This window comes from Pseudoxanthomonas sp. 22568, assembly GCF_052044485.1.
GTDB classification, from domain to species: domain Bacteria; phylum Pseudomonadota; class Gammaproteobacteria; order Xanthomonadales; family Xanthomonadaceae; genus Pseudoxanthomonas_A; species Pseudoxanthomonas_A beigongshangi.
Window position 1 is genome coordinate 23,224 of the sequence record NZ_JBQENC010000018.1, and the last position, 23,236, is coordinate 46,459.

Consider the following 23,236-nt stretch of genomic DNA (forward strand, 5'->3'; position numbering starts at 1 on the left):
AATGGCGGGTTCGGCCCCGGCCGGCCCGCCACTAGCGCGCGGAGAAGCCGATTGCCTGGCGGAAAAACCTGTCGAGTGGCTCTTCATCCGCCTCGCGCACGGGCAGGTGCACAGCATCCCGCCCCATTCGTTCCAGTTGCATTTCGATGAAGTCGCTGATCGCCGGAACGCGCGGCCCATCGGCAATCTCGCCGCTGGTCCGCTTCACCACCAACAGCGCATCAATGGCCTCGCGTACCGGCCCATGCGGCAACAGCTGATCCAGCAAGGTCTCGAAGGCCATCGGCGGCGGTTGCTCCGACTTCTCGATCCACAGGCAGGCCAGGATCGGGCGCAGGACGTACAGATACTTCTTCGTGCGGATGCGATCGCCGCTCAAATGGCTACGGAAAGTGGTCTTCGCCATGCTGTGATAGTGATGCCACGCCGCAAGCCGTGAATAGTGGCTCTGCGCCAGTTCGCGGAGTCCTCCGACGATCTTTCCGTCCTCAAGATAGACGATCGGCGAACGCAGCCATTCGGACAGCGTGGGATTGCATTTGGACAGCAGGCGCAGTGCCTTGCGCAGATCCCAGCCGCTGACGTCCAGTTCACCGTCAATCGGAAGCTCGATCACATCCCGCTGGGGAGCCCCCGGACGCGTCCGCTCGTTCACGGTCAGGTACCACTCCGCGCGATGCACATAGATGAAACGCGCGTCGTAGTCGCTGTCCGGCGACGAAAACCCCCAGCCACGGCTGCCGGATTCGCAGGCGAACACGACCCGGACATCGTGTTCTCGTTCGATGTCCGCCAGGGCTGCGAGGATGGCGGCCCGTTTCTCCGGCGCAATGGGGTGGATGTCCGTTTCCGTTTGCGTCACGTGGTTTCCTGTTCGATATCGGCTTGCGTTCAAGCCTCGTGCTTCACGCCACCTGCGCGCGCCGCGCGCGGGTGAGATGCACCAGCAGCAGCGAGATCGCGGCGGGGGTCATGCCGGGGATGCGCTGGGCCTGGCCGACGGTCTGCGGCTGCACGCGCGCCAGTTTCTGCTGCACCTCGGCCGACAGGCCGTGCACGCCGGCGAAGTCGAAACCGGCCGGAATCGGGGTGGACTCGTTGCGCTGCTGGCGTTCGATTTCCTCGCGCTGGCGGTCCAGGTATCCGGCGTACTTGACGCCGATTTCCACTTGCTCGGCGACCTTGGCGTCGTCGACCGCCGGTCCCAGCGCGGGTACCCGCATCAGCTTGGCGTAGTCCAGTTCGGGACGCTTGATCAGATCCAGCGCGTTGGTCTCGCGGCTCACCGCCACGCCCAGCACCGCTTCCAGCTCGCGCCCCAGCGCGTTGTTCGGCGTGGCCCACAGCGCGCGCAGGCGCGCGGTCTCGCGCTCGACCGCTTCCTGCTTGGCGCTGAAGCGCGCCCAGCGCGCGTCGTCGACCAGGCCCAGTTCGCGGCCGACGCCGGTCAGCCGCTGGTCGGCGTTGTCCTCGCGCAGCTGCAGCCGGTATTCGGCGCGGCTGGTGAACATGCGGTAGGGCTCGTTGGTGCCGTGGGTGATCAGATCGTCGATCAGCACGCCGATATAGGCTTCGTCGCGGCGCGGCGACCACGCCTCCCGCTGCTGCACGAAACGGGCGGCATTGAGGCCGGCGATCAGGCCCTGCGCGGCGGCTTCCTCGTAACCGGTGGTGCCGTTGATCTGGCCGGCGAAGAACAGGCCGGCGACGGCCTTGGTCTCCAGCGAGGACTTCAGCCCGCGCGGGTCGAAGAAGTCGTATTCGATGGCATAACCGGCACGGGTGATGTGGGCCTGCTCGAAGCCGCGGATGCTGCGCACCAGATCCAGCTGCACGTCGAACGGCAGCGAGGTGGAAATACCGTTGGGGTAGATCTCCACGACGTCCAGGCCCTCCGGCTCGACGAAGATCTGGTGGCTGGCCTTCTCGGCGAAACGCACCACCTTGTCTTCGATGGACGGGCAGTAGCGCGGACCGATGCCCTCGATCTGGCCGGTGTACAGCGGCGAGCGGTGCAGCGCGTTGCGGATGATCTCGTGGGTGCGCTCGCTGGTGTGGGTGATCCAGCACGACACCTGCGCGGGATGATCGGCGACGTCGCCGATGAAGGACATCACCGGCATCGGATCGTCACCCGGCTGTTCCTCCATCACCGCGTAGTCCAGCGTGCGGCCATCGATGCGCGGCGGCGTGCCGGTCTTCAGCCGATCGACGACGAAGCGGCCTTCGCGCAGCTTGTGCGCCAGCGCGGTGGCCGGCGGGTCGCCGGCGCGGCCGGCGGCGTACTGGGTCTCGCCGACGTGGATCTTGCCGGCCAGGAAGGTGCCGGCGGTCAGCACCACCGCGGGTGCATGGAAACGCAGCCCGGTCTGGGTGACCGCACCCCGCACGCTTTCGTTCTCGATGATCAAATCATCCACCGCCGCCTGGAACACGGTCAGGTTGGGCTGGGCCTCCACCGCGCTGCGGATGGCGCGACGGTACAGCGCGCGGTCGGCCTGGCAGCGGGTCGCCCGCACCGCCGGACCCTTGGACGCGTTGAGGGTGCGCCACTGGATGCCGGCACGGTCGGCGGCCCATGCCATCACCCCGCCCAGCGCGTCGATTTCCTTGACCAGGTGACCCTTGCCGATGCCGCCGATGGCCGGATTGCAGCTCATCGCGCCGACGGTCTCGACGTTGTGGGTCAGCAACAGCGCGCGCGCGCCGGCGCGGGCCGCGGCAAGCGCGGCCTCGGTGCCGGCGTGGCCGCCGCCGATGATGATGACGTCGTAGCGGTAGAAATCGTGGTTCATGGTTCGTGTTCAGCCTGGGAGGCCGGCGTTCGCGGTGGAGTCGCCGGGCCGGGTAGTGCCGGATTGGCACGCTTCCTGCGAAATACCCGTGGCACCCGATGTGGCAAGCGACAGGGGCGTGGGCTGGGATTGGAACAGGGGCCAGCCATGCGCACAGCGGGGATGCCGGGGGCCGGTAGTCGGGGGACTGCCGGCCCTTTTTTGTGCGCGAAGGATACCGCGTCGGCCAATGAAAAACCCGGCCGGAGCCGGGTTTGAAGGGGCGCCGACGCCCGGCAGGGACCGGAACAGGGGGGATCCAGAACTCCCCACCGGACGTCGACATGGAACCTTTATCGCCTGTGACGTCAGAAAGCGACGCAACCGGTCAACTTCGGTTCCAACGGCCCGACGGCCGGCGGCCTGCCCCCCCTGGATCAGTTCTCGATGACCCGGACCCGTCCGCCGCGGGGCTGGATTCGCGGCGCCCCGGCCGGACGCTCGTTGATGCTGCGCGGCATCGACTGCGGCCGCGACGGCGCGCCCGGCGAGACCCGGGGCGGAGCCCCTGGCGAGACCCTCGGCGGCATGCCGGGACTCACCCGTCGGGGCGGCTGGCCCGGGACCGCCGGCTGCTGGCCGTGCTCGCGCCAGGCGCCCCGGGTCGGATCGCGCCAGGGCGCCGGACGGTTGCCGCCCGGACCGCTGCCCGGCGGCGGCCGGTAGCCGCCGTGGTCATGGCCCGGACGCGGACGATGCACCGGCGGCGGGTAATAGGGGTAGTACGGACCGTAGTAGCCGTAATACGGCTGACGGCCGTAGTAGGAGGGCCGGTTGTAGTAACCGCCGTAATAGCCGCCGTACACCGGATAGCCGTAGGCGTCGTAATAACGGACCACCGGGCGGCCCTGGTAATAGCCTCCGGCCGCGCTGGCGCCGACATGGTCGTACGTCGCGCAACCGCTCAGCGCGGCCGCGGCGAGCGCAGCGATGATCAGCAGTCTTGGTTTCATGTGCGGCCCCTGACTTTTCCAGCGACTGCCAGCATCGGGCCGGCGGATTGAATCCGTGCTTAACCCTGGCCATCACGGGCCGGGGGCTTTACCTGCCGTTGCCCGTTCCCTCCATCCAGCCGGGCCGGGCGGTGCGTTAACCTGTTGCCATGCCGCACACCCTGCCCTCGTTCGACGACATCCTGGCCGCCGCCGCGCGCATCGCGCCCCACGCCCACACCACGCCGGTCCTGCACTCGCGCGAACTCGACGAACTGGCCGGCTGCTCCCTGTTCTTCAAGGCCGAACCGTTGCAGCGCAGCGGCGCGTTCAAGTTCCGCGGCGCCTGCAATGCCGTGTGGTCGCTGCCCGAAGCCGACGCCCGGCGCGGTGTGGTCACCCATTCTTCCGGCAACCACGGCGGCGCCCTCGCGCTGGCCGCGCGCACCCGCGGCATCCCCTGCCACGTGGTCGTGCCCGAGGGAGCCGTGGCCGCCAAGCTGGCTTCCATCCAGCGCTATGGCGCGACCATCCATCGCTGCGCGCCCACCCAGGCCGCGCGCGAGGCGGCCTGCGCGCGGGTGCAGGCCGAAACCGGCGCACAGCTGATCCATCCGTTCACCCATCCGGCGGTGATTGCGGGGCAGGGCACCGCCATCCTGGAATTGCACAACAGCCACGGCGCGTTCGACGCGGTGATGACCCCGGTGGGCGGCGGCGGCCTGAGCACCGGCACCGCGATCGCCACCGCGCGGGTCGCACCGGATTGCCGGATCTATGCGGCCGAACCGACCGGCGCCGACGACACCGCGCGCTCGCTGGTGGCCGGTCGGCGCGTGGACGCTTTCACGCCGGACACCATCTGCGACGGCCTGCGCACCCTCGTCGGCGAACCCAATTTCGCCGCCCTGCGCCAGCACGGGGTACAGGTGCTGGTGGCCGACGATGCGGAAACCATCTCGGCGATGCGCCTGCTCTGGCAGTGTCTCAAGCTGGTCGTCGAACCCTCCTCGGCGCTGGTCTTGGCGGCGCTGCTGAAACATCGCGGACGCTTCGCCGGGCAACGGGTCGGGCTGGTGTTGTCCGGCGGCAATGTCGATCTCGACGCCCTGCCCTGGGGGCCGGCGTGAGCATGGGCGGGGCGCGCCGCAAGCGGCGCAGGGGATTCTGGGGCTGGATATGGCGCCTGCTGATGTTGCTGCTGCTGTGGCTGGCCGGCGTGGCCGGCTACATCAGCTGGGTGGGCCAGCGCGATCAGGCCGCCCCGGCCGACGCCATCATCGTGCTGGGCGCGGCCGCCTACGACGCCAAGCCTTCTCCGGTGTTCGAAGAGCGCATCCGCCACGGCATCGATCTGTACAAGCGGGGCATGGCCAGGACCCTGATCTTCACCGGTGGCTACGGCGGCTCCGGTGCGCGTTTTTCCGAATCGCAGGTCGGTCGCCGCTACGCCATCCGCCAGGGCGTGCCGGCCAGGGCCATCCTGATCGAATCGGTGTCCCGCAATACCCACGAGAACCTGCGCCAGGCCGCGGCGCTGATGCAGACCCATGATCTGCGCAGCGCGATCGTGGTCAGCGATCCGCTGCACATGGCGCGCGCTTTGCGCATCAGCCACGAACAGGGCATCGACGCGCTGGGATCGCCCACGCCGACCACCCGCTTCCGCAGCTTCACCACCCGCTGGCGTTTCCTGCTGGCCGAGGTGTACTTCTTCCACCGCGATCGGCTGCCGCAATCACGATGAGCGCCGTGGACGCATGCCGGGAGTATCATCCGGGTTTGCTCCGGACGAGGCCACGCCCATGAAGATCGACGGCAACCGCAGGCAGGATCGCGCCACCGAACTGGTGCTGACTTACTACGCGGCCTTCAACCGGGGCGACTGGGACGGCATGCTGGCGCTGCTTGCCGACGATGTCGTGCACGATCTCAACCAGGGCGCGCGCGAAACCGGACGCGAAGCCTTCGCGGCGTTCCTGGGCCGGATGAACGCCAGCTACCGCGAGAAGTTGCGCGACATCGTGGTACTTGCTTCGCTGGATGGCGATCGCGCGGCCGCCGAGTACGTGGTGCACGGCGAATATCTCAATACCGACGAAGGCCTGCCGCCGGCCCACGGGCAGGCCTATGTGCTGCCCGGCGGCGCGTTCTTCGATATCCGCGACGATCGGATTGCCCGGGTGACCAACTACTACAACCTGCAGGACTGGATTGCGCAGGTGAGCCAGTAGTACGGCGGCTGGTTTCGGCGAGAGCGAACAGCAAATCCCCCTCGGTCCCCCTTCTGCGAAGGGGGGGAACGGCGGTCGCTTCGGTTCGAAGATGAGCCCCCTTGATCAGCCATTCGGCTGTTGAAAGCGAAAAAGGGGGTGGGCGCCCGCGCCAGCGGGCGACGGGGGATTTGCGCGGGATGAGGGCAGGCTCCGCATCTCCATGCGGTGCATGACGACAAAGCCGGCATCCGCCACGCACCCCACCACACAGGTATGGCGCAATCCGCCAGCGCTACTCCCCACGACGGCGGATCGGAATCCGCGACAGCGGCACGCTGGCGATCTCCTCGCCGCCCTGGCCGCGAATCGGCGCGCCCGGCTCCGGTGCCCAGGCGTGGGCATAGATGACTTCCCAGGTGCTGGGCAGCTTGCCGTCGGCGCCACGCAGCGGTTCGTACGCCGCGCTGGCGGCGGCGAAGCGGCGGCGGCCGGTCAGGGTGTGGCGGCGCGCACTCATCGCGTTGGTCGCGCCCATCGCGCGCAACTCGCGCATCAACGCCGGCAGGTCCGCGTAGGTCAGGGTGAAGCGATCCCGATCCAGCACCGGATCGCGGAAGCCCGACATCATCAAGGCGTCACCGAACTGCGCGATCGGGGTGAAGCGGCTGACGTGCGGCGTGTCGTCGGCGTGGGCGAAAGCGTCGCGCAGTTCCTGCAACGTATCCGGACCGAAGGTCGAGCACAGCAGCAACCCGCCCGGCCTGAGCACGCGGCGGAACCCGGCGAACACCGCCGGCAGATCCTCCACCCATTGCAGGCACAGGTTGGAGAACAGCACGTCGACGCTGCCCTCGGCCAGCGGCAGCGCGCGCGCGTCGGCGCATACGCGCGCGAAAGGTTTCCACCAGCCCGCCTGTTTCTTCGCCTCGCGCAGCATCGGCAGCGCCAGGTCCAGTGCCACCACCTGCGCCTTCGGCCAGCGCTTGTGCATCGCCGCGGCGGCATGGCCCGGCCCGCTGCCCACGTCAACCGCCAGCTTCGGCGCGCGATCGCCCAGATAGTCCAGCGATTCCAGCAGGCGTTTCTCGACTTCGTGCTGGAGCACGGCGACGGCGTCGTAGCCGGCGGCCGAGCGCGAGAAGGCGCGACGGATGTGGCGGTGATCGAACTGGGAACTCATCTTCGGATTGTAATCGGGTGCGGGGAATGACCTGGACGGGTCATGTCCTGGAGCCGGCGGACGCGTGGCCGACGGCGGAGAGGAAGTCGATCAACTCGCGGGCGACCTGATCGGCATGGCCGAGGAAGGGCGCATGCCCGCCACCGGCGATGTCCACGTGCAGGCTCCACGGCGCCAGCGCCGCGGCGTCGCGCATGCCCGCCGCAGGCACCAGCCGGTCGCGGCGGCCGGAGATCCACAGGCTGGGCACCGCCAGGCCGGCGAGCGCGTCGCGCAGATCAACCTGTTCGAGCAACCGCAGGCCCTGCTGCAACGCTTCCGGCGCGGGCTCGCCGCGCGCGTACAAGGTCTGCTTGAGCGTGCGCAGTTCCTCGCGCGCATGTTCGGAACCGATCGTGTCCAGCGCCAGGAAGCGTTCCAGCGTGCCGCGATAGTCGCGCCGCAGTTCCTCGCCGAACTGGTGGAACACCGTGGACTCGACCGCGTGCGGCCAGTCCGCGCCGCGCACGAAGCGCGGGGTCGCGGCAATCAGCGCCAGCCCCAGCACCTGCGGCGACGATACCGCCGCCTGCATCGCGAACAGGCCACCCAGCGACCAGCCCAGCCAGATCGCCGGCGGCGTGCGCGCGAGGATTTCCGTCGCGCATGCCTGCAGTTCCAGCGGCGTGGCCGACTCGCGACTGTGGCCGTGGCCCGGCAGATCGACCAGATGCAGGGTGCAGCGATCCGCCAAGCGTTCGACCAGCGGCGCGAACACGCCGCCGTGCAGGGCCCAGCCATGAATCAGAACCAGCGAAGGGCCGTGGCCCACGACTTCGATATGCATGCGTTACGGAGCTGGAAGCCGCCGGCGCAACCGACGGGAAAAGACGGCGCCCATTGTCGCCGATTCGGGAACGGCGGCCGCGCGGGCGGCCACCGCGGGTTCAGGTGCCGACGTTGCGGATGCGGCGCACCGCTTCCCACGAACGCGCCAGCACATCGACCAGTTGGTCCACGTCCTGCGGCGCGTGCAGCGCCGACAGGGTGACACGCAAGCGCGCCTTGCCTTCCGGCACGGTCGGCGGCCGGATCGCCGGCACCCAGAAGCCGGCGCTTTCCAGCGCCGAGGACAGTGCCAGCGCATTGGCCTCGTTGCCGCACAGCACCGGCTGGATCGGCGTGTCCGAAGCCATCAGCTCCAGTCCGCGCCCCTGCGCGGCGGTGCGGAAACGGTCCACCAGGCCTTGCAGCTTCTCCCGGCGCCAGTGATCCCGGCGCGCATGCCGCACCGCCACCCGGGCGGCGACGGCCAGCGCCGGCGGCAGCGCCGTGGTGTAGATGTACGGTCGCGCGGTTTCCGCGAGGTGCTGGATCAACGTGTCGCTGCCCACCACCACCGCGCCGTAGCCGCCCAGCGCCTTGCCCAGCGTCACCAGTTGCAGCGGCACCTCGTCCACGCCCATCCGCGCCTCGGCGACGCTGCCGCGCCCATCCGGGCCGCGCACGCCCACGCCGTGCGCGTCGTCCACGTACAGCAGGGCCTGCTGCATCCGCGCCACCAAACTCAATGCGCGCAGCGGTGCGACATCGCCATCCATGCTGAAGACGCCATCGGTAACCAGCATCGCCGCGCCTTCCGGCGCCTGCCGCAGCTGGCGCATCGCGCCTTCCGGATCCAGGTGCGGGTAGCGGCGCAGCTTGCAGCCCGCCAGGCGGGTCGCGTCGATCAGGCTGGCGTGGTTGAGCCGGTCCTGCACGCACACGTCACCATCCTCCAACAAGGCCTGCTGGACGGCGAGGTTGGCCAGGAAGCCGCTGCCGAACAGCAATCCGCGCGGATAGCCCAGCCAATCGGCGACGTCCTGTTCCAGTGCCTCGTGGGCGAGGTGATGCCCGGTGATCAGATGGGAAGCACCGGCGCCCGCGCCTTCGCGGCCGGCCGCATCCTGCAGTGCGCTCTGCACCTCGAACTGCCGCGACAGGCCCAGATAGTCGTTGCCGGCGAATTCGGTCAGCCAGCGGCCATTGACCTCCACCCGCACGCCGTCGCGGCGGGTGACGGTACGGCGCACGCGCGAGCGTCCCTGCGCGGCGCGGAGCTTGCGCTGGTTCTGGACGCGTTCAAGCAGATCGGGACGGGTCATGGCGGACGGCAGCCTGGCATCGGAACGGCGAAGGGATTTCCTCAATTGCGCCGCACGGCCGGAAACACGACGCACGCCGACGACGCCGTTGCGGCGCCGTGCCTGTCTGCCAGATTCCCCCTGAGCACAACCGACTACGCCGCGTGGTCGCAGCAGGCGGCCGGCGCGGTGATGTCGGCGTGCACCGTAGCGCCGCCGGTAACATTACTTCTGTGACTGTCGTCAAAATTTTCCACCTGTACCGCCATCGGCCGCAGGCCCAGCCGGGCAAACAGGGCAAGGTCGCGCTCCGTATCGGGGTTGCCGGTGGTCAGCAGTTTCTCGCCATAGAAGATCGAGTTGGCGCCAGCGCTGAAGCACAGCGCCTGCAACTCGTCGCTCATCGCCTCGCGACCCGCCGACAGCCGCACCATCGAACGCGGCATCACGATGCGCGCGACCGCGATCGTGCGCACGAACTCGAACGGGTCCAGTTCCGCCGTGCCGTGCAGCGGCGTACCTGCCACCTGCACCAGCCGGTTGATAGGCACCGAATCCGGATGCGCCGGCAGGTTGGCCAGCGCCTGCAGCAGGCCGGCGCGCTGGTCGCGCGATTCGCCCATGCCGACGATGCCGCCGCAGCAGGTCTTCATGCCGGCATCGCGCACGTGCGCCAGGGTGTCCAGGCGATCCTGGTATTCGCGGGTGCGGATGATGTCGCCGTAGAACTCCGGCGCGGTATCCAGGTTGTGGTTGTAGTAGTCCAGCCCGGCGTCCCTCAGCGCGCTGGCCTGCGGGCCGCTGAGCATGCCCAGGGTCGCGCAGGTCTCCAGTCCCAGCGCTTTCACCTCGCGGATCATCTCGGCGACCTTCGGGATGTCGCGATCCTTCGGCGAACGCCAGGCCGCGCCCATGCAGAACCGCGAGGCGCCGGCGGCCTTGGCCTGGCGCGCCCTGGCGAGCACCTCATCGGTTTCCATCAGCTTCTGCGCGTTCACGCCGGTATCGTAGCGCTGCGCCTGCGGACAGTAGGCGCAATCCTCCGGGCAACCGCCGGTCTTCACCGACAGCAGGGTCGAGACCTGCACCTCGGCCGGGTCGAAATGGGCGCGATGCACCGTCGCCGCCCGGAACAACAGTTCCGGGAAGGGCAGGTCGAACAGGGCCAGCAGCTCTTCGCGCTGCCAGTCATGGCGGAGTTCGGGCGTTTCAATGTGAGCGGACATCGCAGGCTCGCGGGGATAAAGTCGGTCAGTCTGGAAATCCCGCCCCACCCTGTCAACCGCAAGGACGCGATGAAAGTTGACAACTGGCTGACCTCGCTGGGCCATGCCCTGCTTCCTCCTCGCTGCCTCGTTTGCCGCGAAAATGGCGGCAACGGCATGGATTTGTGCCCCATCTGCCTCGATTCCCTTCCCTGGAACCAAGCCGCATGCGACCGTTGCGCGCTGCCGTTGCCGACACCCGGCCGGTGCGGCCAATGCCTGCGTCGGCCACTGCCGCTGGAAGCGACCCACGCGGTATTCCTGTACGCGGCTCCGCTCGACCGGCTGCTGCCCCGGCTGAAATTCCACCGCGATCTGGCGGCGGGGCGACTGCTGGCCGGGCTGATGGCCGCGTCGCTGGCCGCACAGCCCAGGCCGGACGCGCTGGTGCCGGTGCCACTGCACCGCGATCGCCTGCGCCAACGGGGCTATGACCAGGCGCTGGAGTTGGCCCGGCCGCTGGCGCGGCGGCTGGATCTGCCGCTGCTGCCCGGGGCGCTGCGGCGGGTTCGCAATACCGCGCCGCAGTCCGAATTGGATGTCCACGGGCGTTGCCGTAACCTGCGCGGGGCCTTCCACGCGGCAGACGCCGCGAAGCTGCCGGACCACGTGGCCCTGGTCGATGACGTGATGACGACCGGACAGACCCTGCATGCCGCCGCCACCGCGCTGCGGCGAGCCGGGGTCGCGCGGGTCGATGCCTGGGTCTGCGCGCGCGTGCCGTGACCGGACTTCCGGCAGGTGCGCGGACGCACGCGGTGGCGCACATTCCGCGGGATATCCCCGGGAGTTTCCCTCCATGAAGGTTCGCCCGCTGTTGCTTGGCCTGTCGCTGTGCGTGATATCCACCGCCGCCTTCGCCGCCGATGACGACGCCACGTTGCGCGCATTGGCCCAGTCGGTGCTCGATGCCCAGATTCGTTTCGACGTTCCCGCGCTGGACAGGGTGCTGGCATCGGACTACATCGAGATCTCGCCGGTGGGCGATGTCGATACGCGCGACGAGGTACTTGGCTTCTATGCGCCGCAGGCCCGCGAACAGATGCTGGCCAAGGGCGTGGAGCCGGTGTCGGCGAGCCTGGGCGAACCACAGGTCCACGTTGACGGCGATCACGCGCGACTCATCGCCTTGAACACCGCGAAGCTGCGCATCCAGGGCGCCGAGCAGCAGAAGCAGTTGCGCACGGTATTCGAATTCCGCCGCGACGGCGGCCACTGGAAGCTCGCCAGCGCAACCTACGTGCCGTATCGCGCCAAGCCCTGATCCGGACCGGGCCGCCCACAGTTTCCCTGCGGGACGGAAGCCACGACTTGACGCCTTCCCGCACCGGGCGTATTCGTGGCCCGGCTTTCCCGGAAAGGAGAAGGAAATGGGCAGCAATCTGTTGGCGAATGCCGCACGTGGCTGGTGGGTGTTCCTGCTCTATGGCGTGCTGGCGCTGGTATTCGGCGTGGTCACCTTGTTGTGGCCCGGCCGCTCGGTGCTGGCATTGGTGCTGGCGTTCGGCGTGCTGTCGCTGGCCGATGGCATCGTCAGCCTGCTCAGCATTTTCCGCAAGGACATCGCATTGCCGAACTGGCTGCTGATTCTCTATGCACTGGTATCCATCGGCTTCGGCGTGCTGGCCCTCACCCAGCCGGCGCAGATGGCCGAAGCGATGCTGTGGCTGCTGGCCATCTGGCTGATCATCGCCGGCATCGCCCGCATCGTGTTCGCCATCCAGGTACGCAAGCTGATCAATGGCGAGTGGTTGCTGGCGCTCAGCGGCGTGCTGGCGATGCTGCTGGGCGTGCTTTTCCTGGCGCGCCCGGGCATCGGAATGATCACCATCGCGGTGTGGATCGCCGTGGGTGCGTTGATCTACGGCGTATTGCAGCTGATCGTCGCGTTCCGGCTCAAGCGCCTCCAATCCGTGGGCTGATCCCGACCGCGCGCGCTGGAGGCGGTGACCCCACCTTCGACGCGTCGCCCTAGCCGCTGCCTAGCGCGAAGTGCAGCGCGATGCCCGCGAACACCGCCGCGCCCACCCAATTGTTGTGCAGGAACGCGCGGAAACACGGCCCGCGCTCGCGGTGGCGCGCGATGAGGAATTCGTAGGCCACCAGCAAGACCGCCACGCCCAGCCCGGCCCAGTACCAGAGTCCCAGATCCGCCTGTCGGCCGACCAGCGCCAATGCCAGGAACACCAGCGCGTACAGCACGCCCTGGATGACCAGATCCAGATCGCCGAACAGGATCGCGGTGGATCTGGAACCCATGCGGATGTCGTCGTCGCGATCGACCATCGCGTACCAGGTGTCGTAGGCGGTGGACCACAGGATGTTCGCGCCATACAGCACCCAGCCAATCGGCGGCACTTCCCCCTGTACGGCCGCGAACGCCATCGGGATGCCCCAGCCGAACGCCATGCCCAGGTACACCTGCGGCAGATGCGTGTAGCGCTTGAGATAGGGATAGCTGGCCGCCAGGAACAGCCCGACGACGCTCATGCCGATGGTCAGCGCGTTCATCGTCAGCACCAGCGCGAATGCGGCGATCATCAGCACCGCGAACACCATCAGCGCCTCGCGACCGCTCACCGCACCGGTCGCCAGCGGTCGCCCCTTGGTGCGCTCGACATGCGGATCCAGCCAGCGGTCGGCGTAGTCGTTGATCACGCAACCGGCCGAACGGGTGAGCCAGACGCCGGCGGTGAACACGAACAGGATCCACCACGGCGGCGTGCCGCCGGCCGCCAGCCACAGCGCCCACCAGGTCGGCCACAGCAGCAACAGCACGCCGATCGGCCGATCGCCGCGGGTCAGTTTCCAGTATTGGCCCAGACGCTCGCGCCAGCGCGGCGTCGGGGAAGCTTCAAAACGTTCGTAGCCCATCTTCGGCGCATATCGGGTGGAGGCGATGGCGCCCGCCTGCATCCCACCCGGCGGCACCACCGGCCGATCTTACCGCCCCGGCGACAGCGGGCAGTCGCACGCCGCCCATGCCATCCCCCGGATTTCACGCGCTCTGAGAACGCCCATTGGGCTGCGCGCCGGCTTCGGGTAAGCTATGCCGTCCGCGCGCCCGTAGCTCAGCCGGATAGAGTAGTGGCTTCCGAAGCCATTGGTCGGGGGTTCGAATCCCTCCGGGCGCGCCATTTTCTCCCAGCCCTCGGCGGCAGGGACGCCGACCGGACGCAAACGCCCAGCCTGTGGCAATGCCTGCGGACTCTGGCAGCACCCTTGGCGCAACCCATCTTCTCCTGGTTCCCTCGACCTGCATGGCTGTCCTGTCCGCTTTCGGCTCGCTGACGCCGTTGGTGACGAGTACACCGCCCAGGGAGACCGCGATGATCCGTCGTTCCTTGCTCCTGCCGCTGCTGGCGACGCTGTTGCTGGCCGGCTGCGATTCAACCCGCAAGGCGGCCACCGAGGCCGCGCCCGCGCCCCGCGCCTCCGCAGCCCTGCCCCTGTTCGACACCTTCGGCGACCTGCATCGCGACGTGGCCACCCGCGTGCCCGCGGCGCAACGCTACTTCGACCAGGGTCTGCGCATGGCCTACGGCTTCAACCACGAAGCGGCCGGACGTGCATTCGCCGAAGCGGCGCGGCTCGATCCGCAATGCGCGATGTGCGTGTGGGGCCAGGCGCTGGTGCTGGGACCGAACATCAACCTGCCGATGGATCCGGCGCAGGCGAGAGACGCCACCGCCCTGGCCACGCGTGCCGCGAGTCTCGTGCAATCGGCGCGCCCGGTCGACCGCGCGCTGATCCAGGCCTTGCAGGCACGCTATGCCGATCCGGCGCCGGAGGACCGCAAGCCGCTGGATCGCGCCTATGCCGACGCGATGGCGCGCGTGGTCGCGCAGTTTCCCGATGACGACGACGCGGCGACCCTGTACGCGGAAGCGCTGATGGATCTGTCGCCCTGGGCATACTGGAACACCGACGGCACACCCGCGGAATTCACCCCGCGCCTGCTCGGCGAACTGGAACGGGTACTGGCGCGCAATCCACGCCACATCGGCGCGATGCACTACTACATCCACGCCGTCGAGGCCTCGCCCGCGCCGCAGCGCGCCGAACGCTACGCCGATGCGCTGGCCGCGCTGGCGCCCGGATCGGGCCACCTGGTGCACATGCCCGCGCACATCTACATCCGCGTCGGCCGCTACCACGATGCGACCCTGACCAATTTCGCCGCGACCACCGCGGACAAGGATTTCCTGGCGGTGTGCCGCGGCAGCAACGGCGTCTACCCGTTGGGCTATGTGCCGCACAACTGGCATTTCGCCACCATGACCACGGGCCTGACCGGATCCCGCACCCTGGCGCTGCAGGCGGCGGAACAGACCGCCAGTCGCGCGGATCGCGCCGCGATGGGACAGGCGCCGATGGAGTTCATGCAGCAGTTCGTGGCCACGCCCTTGCTCACCCGGGTCCGTTTCGGTGACTGGGATGCAATCCTGGCCGACACCAGCGCATCGCCGGAGCCACCCTACCTGGCCGCCATCCGGCACTTCGCGCGCGGCATGGCGCACCTGCGCAAGGGCGCGCCGGCCGATGCCGTGCGCGAGGCCGATGCCCTGCACGCGCTCGCCATCGATCCGGCAATGACGAAGGTGAGCTTCTTCGACATCAACCACGCCGATGGCGTGTTGCGGGTCGCTGACGCCCTGCTGCGCGGGGAGCTGCTGCGTGCACAGGGCAAGACGGCGGATGGCATCGCCGCGTTGCGCGAGGCTGTCGCCGCCGAGGACGCCCTGGCCTACAACGAACCTGCCGACTGGCCACTGCCGGCACGGCTCTATCTGGGCGCCGCACTGCTCGAAACCGGCGACGCCCAAGGTGCCGCGGAAGCCTTCGGCCAGGATCTGAAGACCTATCCCGATAATGGCTGGTCGCTGTTCGGCCTGGCACAGGCGCAGGCCAAACTCGGCCAGGCCGATGCCGCGCGCGAGACTTCGCGCCGGCAAGCCGCGGCCTGGCAGTGGGCGGATGCGCCGCTGAGCGCGGCGCGCTACTGAACGCCTTCCGCGGGAGGATCAGGCTGGCGCCTGTCAGGCCGCTTTCGACTCACTGCTGCGGTCGGATGTGCGCCAGGCCGCCCTCGCGCCAGCCACCACCCAGCACCTTGTACAGCGCGACCTGATTGGATTGCTGGGCCAGCCGGGTGTTCACCAGCGTCTGGCGGGCACCGTAGGCGGCGCGGCGCGCGTCGAGCAGGGTGAGGAAGCTGTCCAGGCCGGCGTCGTAGCGGGCCTGCGACAGGCGTTCGGCCTGTTCGGTGGCGGACACCAGCGCACGCTGCGAGGCCAGTTGCCCGTCCAGGCTGTCGCTCAGCGCCAGCGCGTCGGCGACTTCGCGGAAACCGGACTGGATCGCCTTTTCGTACTGGGCCAGCGCGATGTCCTGATCGGCCGTGGCCATGCCCAGGTTCGCGCGCAGCCGCCCGCCCTGGAAGATCGGCAGGGTGATCCGGGGGATGAAACTCCACGCGCGGGTGCCGCCATCGAACAGGCCGGACAATTCGGTCGAGGCCGAGCCGATGGCGCCGGTCAGCTGGATGGAAGGAAAGAACGCCGCACGCGCGGCGCCGACATTCGCGTTCGCCGACAGCAACACATGCTCGGCGGCCATCACGTCCGGGCGCCGCAGCAGCACGTCGCCCGGCAGGCCGGCCGGCAGCGGCCGCAGTGCGGCGATGTCGGCGAGATTGTCCTGCGGGAGCAGATCTTCCTCGACCGGGCCACCCGCCAGCAGCACCAGCGCGTTGCGATCCTGCGCGACCTGGCCGGTGAAGCGCGCCACGTCGGTGCGCGCGGTTTCGACCAGGGTGCGGGCCTGGCTCACGTCGAGCGCGGACGAACCGCCGCGCTGGTGGCGTGCCTCGATCAGGCGCAACGAGTCCTCATGCGCGGCCAGGGTGGCCCGGGCGATCCGCAGTTGTTCCCGATCCGCGCCCAGGGTCAGCCAGGCGTTGGCGACTTCCGCCACCAGCGTCAGCTGCGCCCCGCGCCGGTTCTCGGTCTCGGCGAAATACTTCTGCAGCGCGGCGTCGCTCAGGTTGCGCACGCGGCCGAACAGATCCAGCTCGAACTCGGCCACGCCGAGATTGGCGCTGAACTGTTCGCTGACCGGGACGTCGCCGCCGCTGCGGGTCATCTGTCCCTGCACGTTGAACGAAGGCAGGCGGTCGGCGCGCTGGATGCGGTACTGCGCGCGGGCGCGCACCACGTTCAACGCGGCCACGCGCAGGTCGCGGTTGTTGTCCAGCGACTGGGTGATCAGCGTTTGCAGGCGCGGGTCCGGGAAGAACTCGCGCCAGCCGATGTCGGCGACATCGGCCACGGCCCGGGCCGGCGAGGCATCGCCGGCCGCGAGCGACGCCGGCCATTGCGACGGAATCGACGGGGTCACTTCGCTGCCGCGCGGCGCGAGCGTCGCGCAGCCGGACAGCACCAGGATCATCGCCAGCGCCAGGCCGGCGGTCGAATGCTTATGCATGGGTTTCTCCCTGGATCTCCCCGTTTCCGACATTCGCGGCGGCCTTCCTGCGACTGAAGACGCGCTGCACCACCACGAAGAACAGCGGCACGAAGAACACGCCCAGCACGGTGCCCACGATCATGCCGCCGAGCACACCGGTGCCGATCGCCCGCTGTGCGCCGGAGCCCGCGCCCGCCGCGATGGCCAGCGGCAGCACGCCAAGGCCGAACGCCAGCGAAGTCATGATGATCGGGCGCAGGCGATCGCGGACCGCGTTCATGGTGGCTTCGATGAGGCCGATGCCCCGCTCCAGGTTCTCCTTGGCGAACTCCACGATCAGGATGGCGTTCTTGCTGGTCAGGCCCACCGTGGTCAGCATCGCCACCTGGAAGTAGACGTCGCGCTCCATACCACGGAAGGTGTTGGCCAGCACCGCGCCGAGGATGCCCAGCGGGGCGACCAGCAACACCGCGGTCGGCACGCTCCAGCTCTCGTACATGGCGGCCAGGCACAGGAACACGATCATCAGCGACAGCGTGTACAGCAGCGGCGTCTGCGCGCCGGCCTGGCGCTCCTGGTACGACAGCGCGGTCCATTCGATGCCGAAGCCCGGTGGCAATTGCGCGGCCAGGCGTTCTATTTCGGCCATCGCGTCGCCCGAGGCCACGCCGGGCGCCGGTTCACCCTGGATTTCCATCGCCGACACGCCGTTGTAGCGTTCCAGGCGCGGCGAGCCGTAGTCCCAGTGCTTGGAGGCGAACGCGCTGAACGGCACCATCCGGCCCTCTGCATTCTTCACCGACCACAGATCGAAATCCTCCGGCACCATGCGGAACGGCTGGTCGGCCTGCACGAACACGCGCTTGACCCGGCCGCGGTCGACGAAGTCGTCGATGTACTGGCTGCCCCAGGCGGTCGCCAGGGTGCTGTTGATCTGCTCGATCGACAGGCCCTGCGCGCTGGCCTTGGCCACATCGATGTCGATGCGGAACTGCGGCGTGTCCTCCTGTCCGTTCGGACGCACGTTGGCCAGCTTGCCGCTTTCGGCGGCCATGCCGAGCAATTGGTTGCGCGCGGCCAGCAGGGCTTCGTGGCCCTGCCCGCCGTTGTCCTTCAGGAAGAAGGTGTAACCCGAGGCGGTGCCCAGTTCCGGAATCGCCGGCGGCGGGAACGCGAAGATGAAGGCGTCCTTGATCCCGCCGAGCGCGGCCATCGCACGGCCGGTCACCGGCATCACGCCCTCCTCGGTGCCGCGCTCGCCCCAATCCTTGAGCTTGACGAAGGCCATGCCCGCGTTCTGGCCCATGCCGGCGAAGCTGAAGCCCTGCACCGAGAACACCGACTCCACCGCGCCCTTCTCGTTTTCCAGGAAGTGGTTCTCCAGCGCCTGGATCGATTCCATCGTGCGTTCCTGGGTGGCGCCGACCGGCGCCTGCACCAGCGCCATCAGCACGCCCTGGTCCTCGTTGGGCAGGAATGCGCTGGGCAGTCGCACGAACAGCACGCCCATCAGCACGAACATGCCCAGCACGATGCCCATGAAGCGCCACGGCCGCGCCAGGATGCCACGCACGCCGCGCTGGTAGCTTTCGCTGGAACGATCGAAGCCGCGGTTGAATGCGTTGAAGAAGCGACCGGCCGGTCCGCGGTGGGCGACATGATGCTCGCCCTTCTTCAGCGGCTTGAGCAGGGTCGCGCACAGCGCCGGGGTCAGCACGATCGCGACCAGCACCGACAATGCCATCGCCGACACGATGGTGGCGGAGAACTGGCGGTAGATCACGCCGGTGGAGCCGCTCATGAACGCCATCGGCACGAACACCGCCGACAGCACCAGGCCGATGCCGACCAGCGCGCCGGTGATCTGGCCCATCGACTTGCGGGTGGCCTCCAGCGGCGACAGTCCCTCCTCGGACATGATGCGCTCGACGTTCTCCACCACCACGATGGCATCGTCGACCAGCAGGCCGATTGCCAGCACCATCGCGAACATCGTCAGCATGTTCACCGAGAAGCCCAGCGCGGCCAGCACGCCGAAGGTACCCAGCAGCACCACCGGCACGGCGATGGTGGGAATCAGGGTGGCGCGGAAGTTCTGCAGGAACAGGTACATCACCACGAACACCAGCACGATCGCTTCGAGCAGGGTCTTCACCACGCCCTTGATGGACACCCGCACGAACGGCGTGGTGTCGTACGGCGTCTCGGCCTTCAGGCCCGCCGGGAAGAACGGGGTGAGTTCGTCGAGGGTCTTCTGCACGCCGGCGGCGGTGTCCAGCGCGTTGGCGCCGGTGGCCAGGGTGATCGCCAGACCGCTGGCCGGCTGGCCGTTGTAGCGGGTGATGAAGTCGTAGGACTCGGCGCCCAGCTCGACCCGGGCCACGTCGCTCAGGCGCAGTTCCGAGCCATCCTGCGCGCTGCGCACGACGATGTCGCGGAACTGTTCGGGCGTCTGCAGGCGCGACTGCGCGTTGATGGTGGCGTTGAGCTGCTGGCCCTTCACCGCCGGCGCGCCGCCGAGCTGGCCGATGGCGACCTGTGCGTTCTGCGCCCGGATCGCGGCGACCACCTCCGGTACCGAGAGGTTGTAGGTGTGCAGCTTGTTCGGGTCCAGCCAGATGCGCATGGCGTACTTGCCGCCGAACACCTGGATGTTGCCGACGCCCGGCACGCGGCTGAGCTGGTCGACGACATTGGAGCCGACATAGTCGGCGATGTCGTTCTCGTCCATGCTGCCGTCTTCGGAGACGAAGGCCAGCACGTTGAGGAAGCCCGAGCTGGACTTGGCCACGTTGATGCCCTGCCGCTGCACTTCCTGCGGCAGCAGCGGCATCGCCAGCTGCAGCTTGTTCTGCACCTGCACCTGGGCGATGTCCGGGTTGGTCCCGCTCTCGAAGGTCAGGGTAATCGTCGCCATGCCGTTGGCGGAGCTGTTGGACGAGAAATAGATCAGCCCGTCCAGGCCCTTCATGTTCTGCTCGATGATCTGGGTCACCGAATCCTCGACCACCTTGGCCGAGGCGCCCGGATAGGTCGCGCTGATTTCCACCGCCGGCGGCGCGACGTTGGGATACATCGAGACCGGCAGCTTGAACAGGGCCAGGCCGCCGGCGAGCATGATGATGATGGCGATGACCCACGCGAAGATGGGTCGGTCGATGAAGAAGCGTGCCATGGGATTCTCCGCTTACCGCGCGCCGTGGGCGGCGGCCGGCGCCGTGGACGTCGCGGTCCTTGCCGGCTTGGCATCCCGCTCGGTGGCTTGCACGGGCATGCCGGGACCGATCTTCTGCAGGCCTTCGACGATGACCTTGTCCCCGGCCTTGAGGCCGTCCTCGACCAGCCACTTGTCGCCCAGCGCGCGACTGACCTTGACCGGCCGCACTTCGACCTTGCCGTCCTTGCCGACCACCATCGCGGTGGTATCGCCCTTCGGGTCGCGGGCGATACCCTGCATCGGCACCAGCAGCGCGTCATTGCGCACGCCACCGCCGATCACCGCGCGCACATACATGCCGGGCATCAGCACGCCCTCGGGATTGTCGACCTTCACCCGCAGGCCGAAGCTGCCGGTGCCGGGGTCGACGCTGACTTCGGAAAACTCCAGCGTGCCCTTGTGATCGAAGGTGCTGCCGTCTTCGAGCAGGATGCTCACCGGCAGTTGCTGGTTGTCCTGCAATCGCCCGGCCGCCAGTTCGCGGCGCAGTTGCAGCAATTCGGCCGAGGACTGGCTGAGGTCGACGTAGATCGGATCCAGTTGCTGCACCGTGGCCAGCGCTTCGGCCTGGCCGGCATTGACCAGCGCGCCCTGGGTGACCGTGGACTTGCCGATGCGGCCGCTGATGGGCGCGGTGATCCGCGCATAGCCCAGGGTCACGTTGGCCGCGTCCAGCGAGGCGCGGGCAGCGCCGACGTCGGCGTCGGCCTGCTGCTGCGCGGCGACCGCGTTCTCCAGATCCTGCTGGCTGACCGCGTCGATCTTCGCCAGCTCGCCGATGCGGCGCGCGCTCAGGCGGGCTGCGTGGGCGGTGGCCTCGGCGCGCGCCAGCTGCGCGCGGGCGGTGTTGGCCTGGGCGCGATAGCTGGCGTCGTCGAGCTGGTACAGCGCCTGCCCGGCCTTGACCACGCCGCCTTCGGTGAACAGCCGGCGGGCAACGATGCCGTTGACCTGCGGGCGGACTTCGGCGACCAGGAACGCCTGGGTGCGGCCGGGGAGTTCCCGGGTCAGGCCGACCTGTTCGGTCTTCAAGGTGGTCACGGTGACCTGGCCGGGGCCGCCCTGGGGCGCCTCCGGTTCACCACCGCCACAGGCGGACAGGGACAGGCCGATCGCCAGCGACAGGGCGAGGAAGGGGAGCGGGATTCGGGACATGGCGGTGGGGTCGAAGTAGGGATTCGGGCGCCAATTGGCGGCTAAAAGGCGCCTTATCGGCGCCAAGTGGCTGTCAAAAAGCGGGAAACGAAGCACCGGCCTGGCTACTCGCGGAGCGCGGCATCCGGCTGGGTCCAGTGCAGGGCGAGAAATATACATGCATGAATGTTTGTTTGTAAACCGGTACAATTCAGCCCGGTTTCACCCAGCGAATGCGCAAGGCAGATGGCCAGAAAAACCAAAGAAGAAGCGCAGGCGACGCGGGAAGGCATCCTCGACGCCGCCCAGGCCTGTTTCCACGAACACGGGGTCGCCGGCACCACCCTGGCGATGATCGGCGCCCGCGCGGGCTATACCCGCGGCGCGGTCTACTGGCATTTCAAGAACAAGACCGAGGTGCTCGAGGCGATGATCAACCGCGAGCGCGTCACCTTCATCCAGCGCCTGCGCCGCACCTACTCTCCCAAGCGCACCACGCCGGTGCTGGATCTGCGTTCGGCATTGCTGGTGTCCATCCAGGAATTGGCGGAGGACGAGCGCGCACGCAACATGATGGAGATCATGTTGCGCAATGACCTGTCGGCCGAAAGCCAGGCCATGCAGGACCTGCAGCACGAAAGCACGCTCGAGGAACTGGAGATCATCACCCTCGCCTTCCAGCGCGCCCGGGATCTGGGCCAGCTCCGCGACGACGCGGATGCGGCCACGGCATCGCGCGTCCTGCACGCCAGCCTGTCCGGCGTGCTCTACAGCGCGATGCTGGAACCGGAGCTGTTCGATCTGATGCGCGATGGCGCCGAAGTCATCGACATCGTCTTCGCCGCCTACGTCAAACCAGGCGAGTTCACGCCAGGCGCTCCTGCATCGCCGTTGCCCGATCACGACGACGAGTGATGGCGCGATCGCCGCGGCATTGATTCTCGTCGCCCGCCCCGGTTCAATGCCTGGACCGGAGATCGAGGGAGAAAAGGATGCGTGGTTTTCTTTTCGCCGCCGCATGGCTGGCGACCGCGCCTGTGCTGGCGTCGGAACCCCGTGACCTGTGTCCCGATCGTCCGGGCCTTGGCACGCCGGCCTGCACGGTGGAACGCGGCGACACGGTGTTCGAGATCGGCCTGGCCGACTGGACCCGCGACAGTTCACCCGGCCTGCGCAGCGAACAATTCCTGATCGGCGACGCGCTGTTGCGCTTCGGCCTGAACGACACGCTGGAGGCGCAGGTGGGCTGGACCGCCTACGGCCGTGTGCGCGAACGCGACACGTTGTCCGGCGCGACCACGCGGACCTCGCGTTTCGGCGATGTCAGCCTCGCCCTGCGCCAGAACCTGCGCAATCCCGACGGCGGCGGCTTCTCGCTGGCGCTGATGCCCTACGTGAACCTGCCCAGCGGCCGCACGCCGGTGGGCGCGGAAGACTGGAGCGCCGGCCTGCGGCTGCCAATGAGCATCGAACTGGGCGCGGTCTCGCTGGGTTTCACCCCGCAGATCGAAGCCGCCGTGGACGGCGACGGCGATGGCCGCCACCTGAGCTATGGATCCGTGGCCGGGCTGGGATTCGGGGTGAGCGATACGGTGTCCGGATCGTTCGAAGTCTCGCTGATCCGGGATCGCGATCGCGCAGGCCACGTTACCGAGGCGCTGGCGGGGTTGTCGTTCGGCTGGCAGCACGGCGAAGACACCCAATGGGACGCGGGCGTCAACACCGGACTCAACGACGACAGTCCCGACGTGCAAATCTACGTCGGTTACGCGCGGCGCTTCCGCTGATCGTAGAGCCGAGCTTGCTCGGCTGCGCGCGATCCATCTTTCCCGGGGAGCCGAGCAAGCTCGGCTCTACCTGGGTGCGATCCATCCTTGTGTGGAGC

Annotated in this window: 20 protein-coding genes and 1 tRNA gene; 10 read left to right on the top strand and 11 right to left on the bottom strand. The window is 68.5% G+C overall.

The genetic code is table 11. The features are described from left to right. Positions 1-31: 31 nt before the first annotated feature. The 3 genes from ACTJI2_RS18060 to ACTJI2_RS18070 form a co-directional block, all read right to left on the bottom strand. Positions 32-862 (bottom strand): nucleotidyltransferase domain-containing protein, encoded by an 831-nt coding sequence (locus ACTJI2_RS18060; protein WP_183640163.1) that lies wholly within the window; start codon positions 860-862, stop codon positions 32-34. Between the two features lie 43 nt (positions 863-905). Beyond that, on the bottom strand, positions 906-2,795 hold the full coding sequence (mnmG, locus tag ACTJI2_RS18065) for a tRNA uridine-5-carboxymethylaminomethyl(34) synthesis enzyme MnmG (protein ID WP_440842928.1): 1,890 nt from the start codon (positions 2,793-2,795) through the stop codon (positions 906-908). Between the two features lie 416 nt (positions 2,796-3,211). After that, entirely contained in the window at positions 3,212-3,787 is a 576-nt protein-coding gene (locus ACTJI2_RS18070; protein WP_181444180.1) for a hypothetical protein, read from the bottom strand. A 149-nt stretch (positions 3,788-3,936) separates the two neighbouring features. Here ACTJI2_RS18070 and ACTJI2_RS18075 point away from each other — a divergent pair, with 149 nt between their 5' ends. From ACTJI2_RS18075 to ACTJI2_RS18085, 3 genes are read left to right on the top strand one after another with little or no spacing between them, the layout of a single operon-like run. After that, entirely contained in the window at positions 3,937-4,896 is a 960-nt protein-coding gene (locus tag ACTJI2_RS18075; protein WP_440842929.1) for a pyridoxal-phosphate dependent enzyme, read from the top strand. 2 nt (positions 4,897-4,898) lie between these two features. Next, positions 4,899-5,513 carry a YdcF family protein gene (locus ACTJI2_RS18080; protein WP_440842951.1) on the top strand — a complete coding sequence of 205 codons (615 nt, stop codon included), beginning with the start codon at positions 4,899-4,901 and terminating at the stop codon, positions 5,511-5,513. Positions 5,514-5,571: 58 nt separating this feature from the next. Then, complete coding sequence (locus ACTJI2_RS18085; protein WP_440842930.1) at positions 5,572-6,000, top strand: ketosteroid isomerase-related protein; 429 nt, start codon at positions 5,572-5,574, stop codon at positions 5,998-6,000. A gap of 274 nt (positions 6,001-6,274) precedes the next feature. On the opposite strand, the gene bioC is transcribed toward ACTJI2_RS18085, so the two are convergent. From bioC to bioB, 4 genes are all read right to left on the bottom strand, one after another. After that, positions 6,275-7,162 carry a malonyl-ACP O-methyltransferase BioC gene (gene bioC / locus ACTJI2_RS18090; protein WP_440842931.1) on the bottom strand — a complete coding sequence of 296 codons (888 nt, stop codon included), beginning with the start codon at positions 7,160-7,162 and terminating at the stop codon, positions 6,275-6,277. Positions 7,163-7,202: 40 nt separating this feature from the next. Further along, positions 7,203-7,988, bottom strand: a complete 786-nt coding sequence (gene bioH / locus ACTJI2_RS18095; protein WP_440842932.1) for a pimeloyl-ACP methyl ester esterase BioH — start codon at positions 7,986-7,988, stop codon at positions 7,203-7,205. A gap of 100 nt (positions 7,989-8,088) precedes the next feature. After that, complete coding sequence (gene bioF, locus ACTJI2_RS18100) at positions 8,089-9,288, bottom strand: 8-amino-7-oxononanoate synthase (RefSeq protein ID WP_440842933.1); 1,200 nt, start codon at positions 9,286-9,288, stop codon at positions 8,089-8,091. A gap of 134 nt (positions 9,289-9,422) precedes the next feature. After that, positions 9,423-10,493 carry a biotin synthase BioB gene (gene bioB / locus ACTJI2_RS18105; protein ID WP_203322227.1) on the bottom strand — a complete coding sequence of 357 codons (1,071 nt, stop codon included), beginning with the start codon at positions 10,491-10,493 and terminating at the stop codon, positions 9,423-9,425. A gap of 69 nt (positions 10,494-10,562) precedes the next feature. Between bioB and ACTJI2_RS18110 the strand changes: the two genes are divergently transcribed. From ACTJI2_RS18110 to ACTJI2_RS18120, 3 genes are all read left to right on the top strand, one after another. Further along, positions 10,563-11,258: a ComF family protein gene (locus ACTJI2_RS18110; RefSeq protein WP_440842934.1), complete on the top strand. Its 696-nt coding sequence runs from the start codon at positions 10,563-10,565 to the stop codon at positions 11,256-11,258. Positions 11,259-11,331: 73 nt separating this feature from the next. Beyond that, the gene (locus tag ACTJI2_RS18115) at positions 11,332-11,796 is read left to right on the top strand and encodes a nuclear transport factor 2 family protein (RefSeq protein WP_440842935.1); all 465 of its coding nucleotides are present in this window, start codon (positions 11,332-11,334) and stop codon (positions 11,794-11,796) included. Positions 11,797-11,902: 106 nt separating this feature from the next. Continuing rightward, positions 11,903-12,454 (top strand): HdeD family acid-resistance protein, encoded by a 552-nt coding sequence (locus tag ACTJI2_RS18120; protein WP_318288201.1) that lies wholly within the window; start codon positions 11,903-11,905, stop codon positions 12,452-12,454. A 49-nt stretch (positions 12,455-12,503) separates the two neighbouring features. Here ACTJI2_RS18120 and ubiA read toward each other — a convergent pair whose 3' ends face one another. After that, entirely contained in the window at positions 12,504-13,406 is a 903-nt protein-coding gene (gene ubiA / locus ACTJI2_RS18125) for a 4-hydroxybenzoate octaprenyltransferase (protein WP_440842952.1), read from the bottom strand. Positions 13,407-13,592: 186 nt separating this feature from the next. Between ubiA and ACTJI2_RS18130 the strand changes: the two genes are divergently transcribed. Together ACTJI2_RS18130 and ACTJI2_RS18135 are read left to right on the top strand one after the other, a co-directional pair. Next, positions 13,593-13,669 (top strand) — tRNA-Arg (locus ACTJI2_RS18130). A gap of 192 nt (positions 13,670-13,861) precedes the next feature. Then, the gene (locus ACTJI2_RS18135) at positions 13,862-15,538 is read left to right on the top strand and encodes a tetratricopeptide repeat protein (protein WP_440842936.1); all 1,677 of its coding nucleotides are present in this window, start codon (positions 13,862-13,864) and stop codon (positions 15,536-15,538) included. 49 nt (positions 15,539-15,587) lie between these two features. Here ACTJI2_RS18135 and ACTJI2_RS18140 read toward each other — a convergent pair whose 3' ends face one another. The 3 genes from ACTJI2_RS18140 to smeD are packed head-to-tail and all read right to left on the bottom strand — an operon-like array spanning position 15,588 to position 21,372. Further along, positions 15,588-17,018 (bottom strand): efflux transporter outer membrane subunit, encoded by a 1,431-nt coding sequence (locus ACTJI2_RS18140; protein ID WP_440842937.1) that lies wholly within the window; start codon positions 17,016-17,018, stop codon positions 15,588-15,590. Next, positions 17,011-20,175 (bottom strand): multidrug efflux RND transporter permease subunit SmeE, encoded by a 3,165-nt coding sequence (gene smeE / locus ACTJI2_RS18145; protein WP_440842938.1) that lies wholly within the window; start codon positions 20,173-20,175, stop codon positions 17,011-17,013. Before smeE ends, ACTJI2_RS18140 begins: the two co-directional genes overlap by 8 nt. A 12-nt stretch (positions 20,176-20,187) precedes the next feature. Beyond that, entirely contained in the window at positions 20,188-21,372 is a 1,185-nt protein-coding gene (smeD, locus tag ACTJI2_RS18150; protein WP_203322221.1) for a multidrug efflux RND transporter periplasmic adaptor subunit SmeD, read from the bottom strand. A gap of 225 nt (positions 21,373-21,597) precedes the next feature. Between smeD and ACTJI2_RS18155 the strand changes: the two genes are divergently transcribed. Together ACTJI2_RS18155 and ACTJI2_RS18160 are read left to right on the top strand one after the other, a co-directional pair. Then, positions 21,598-22,266 carry a TetR family transcriptional regulator gene (locus ACTJI2_RS18155; RefSeq protein ID WP_440842939.1) on the top strand — a complete coding sequence of 223 codons (669 nt, stop codon included), beginning with the start codon at positions 21,598-21,600 and terminating at the stop codon, positions 22,264-22,266. Positions 22,267-22,343: 77 nt separating this feature from the next. Next, positions 22,344-23,138, top strand: a complete 795-nt coding sequence (locus ACTJI2_RS18160) for a transporter (RefSeq protein WP_440842940.1) — start codon at positions 22,344-22,346, stop codon at positions 23,136-23,138. Positions 23,139-23,236 lie beyond the last annotated feature (98 nt).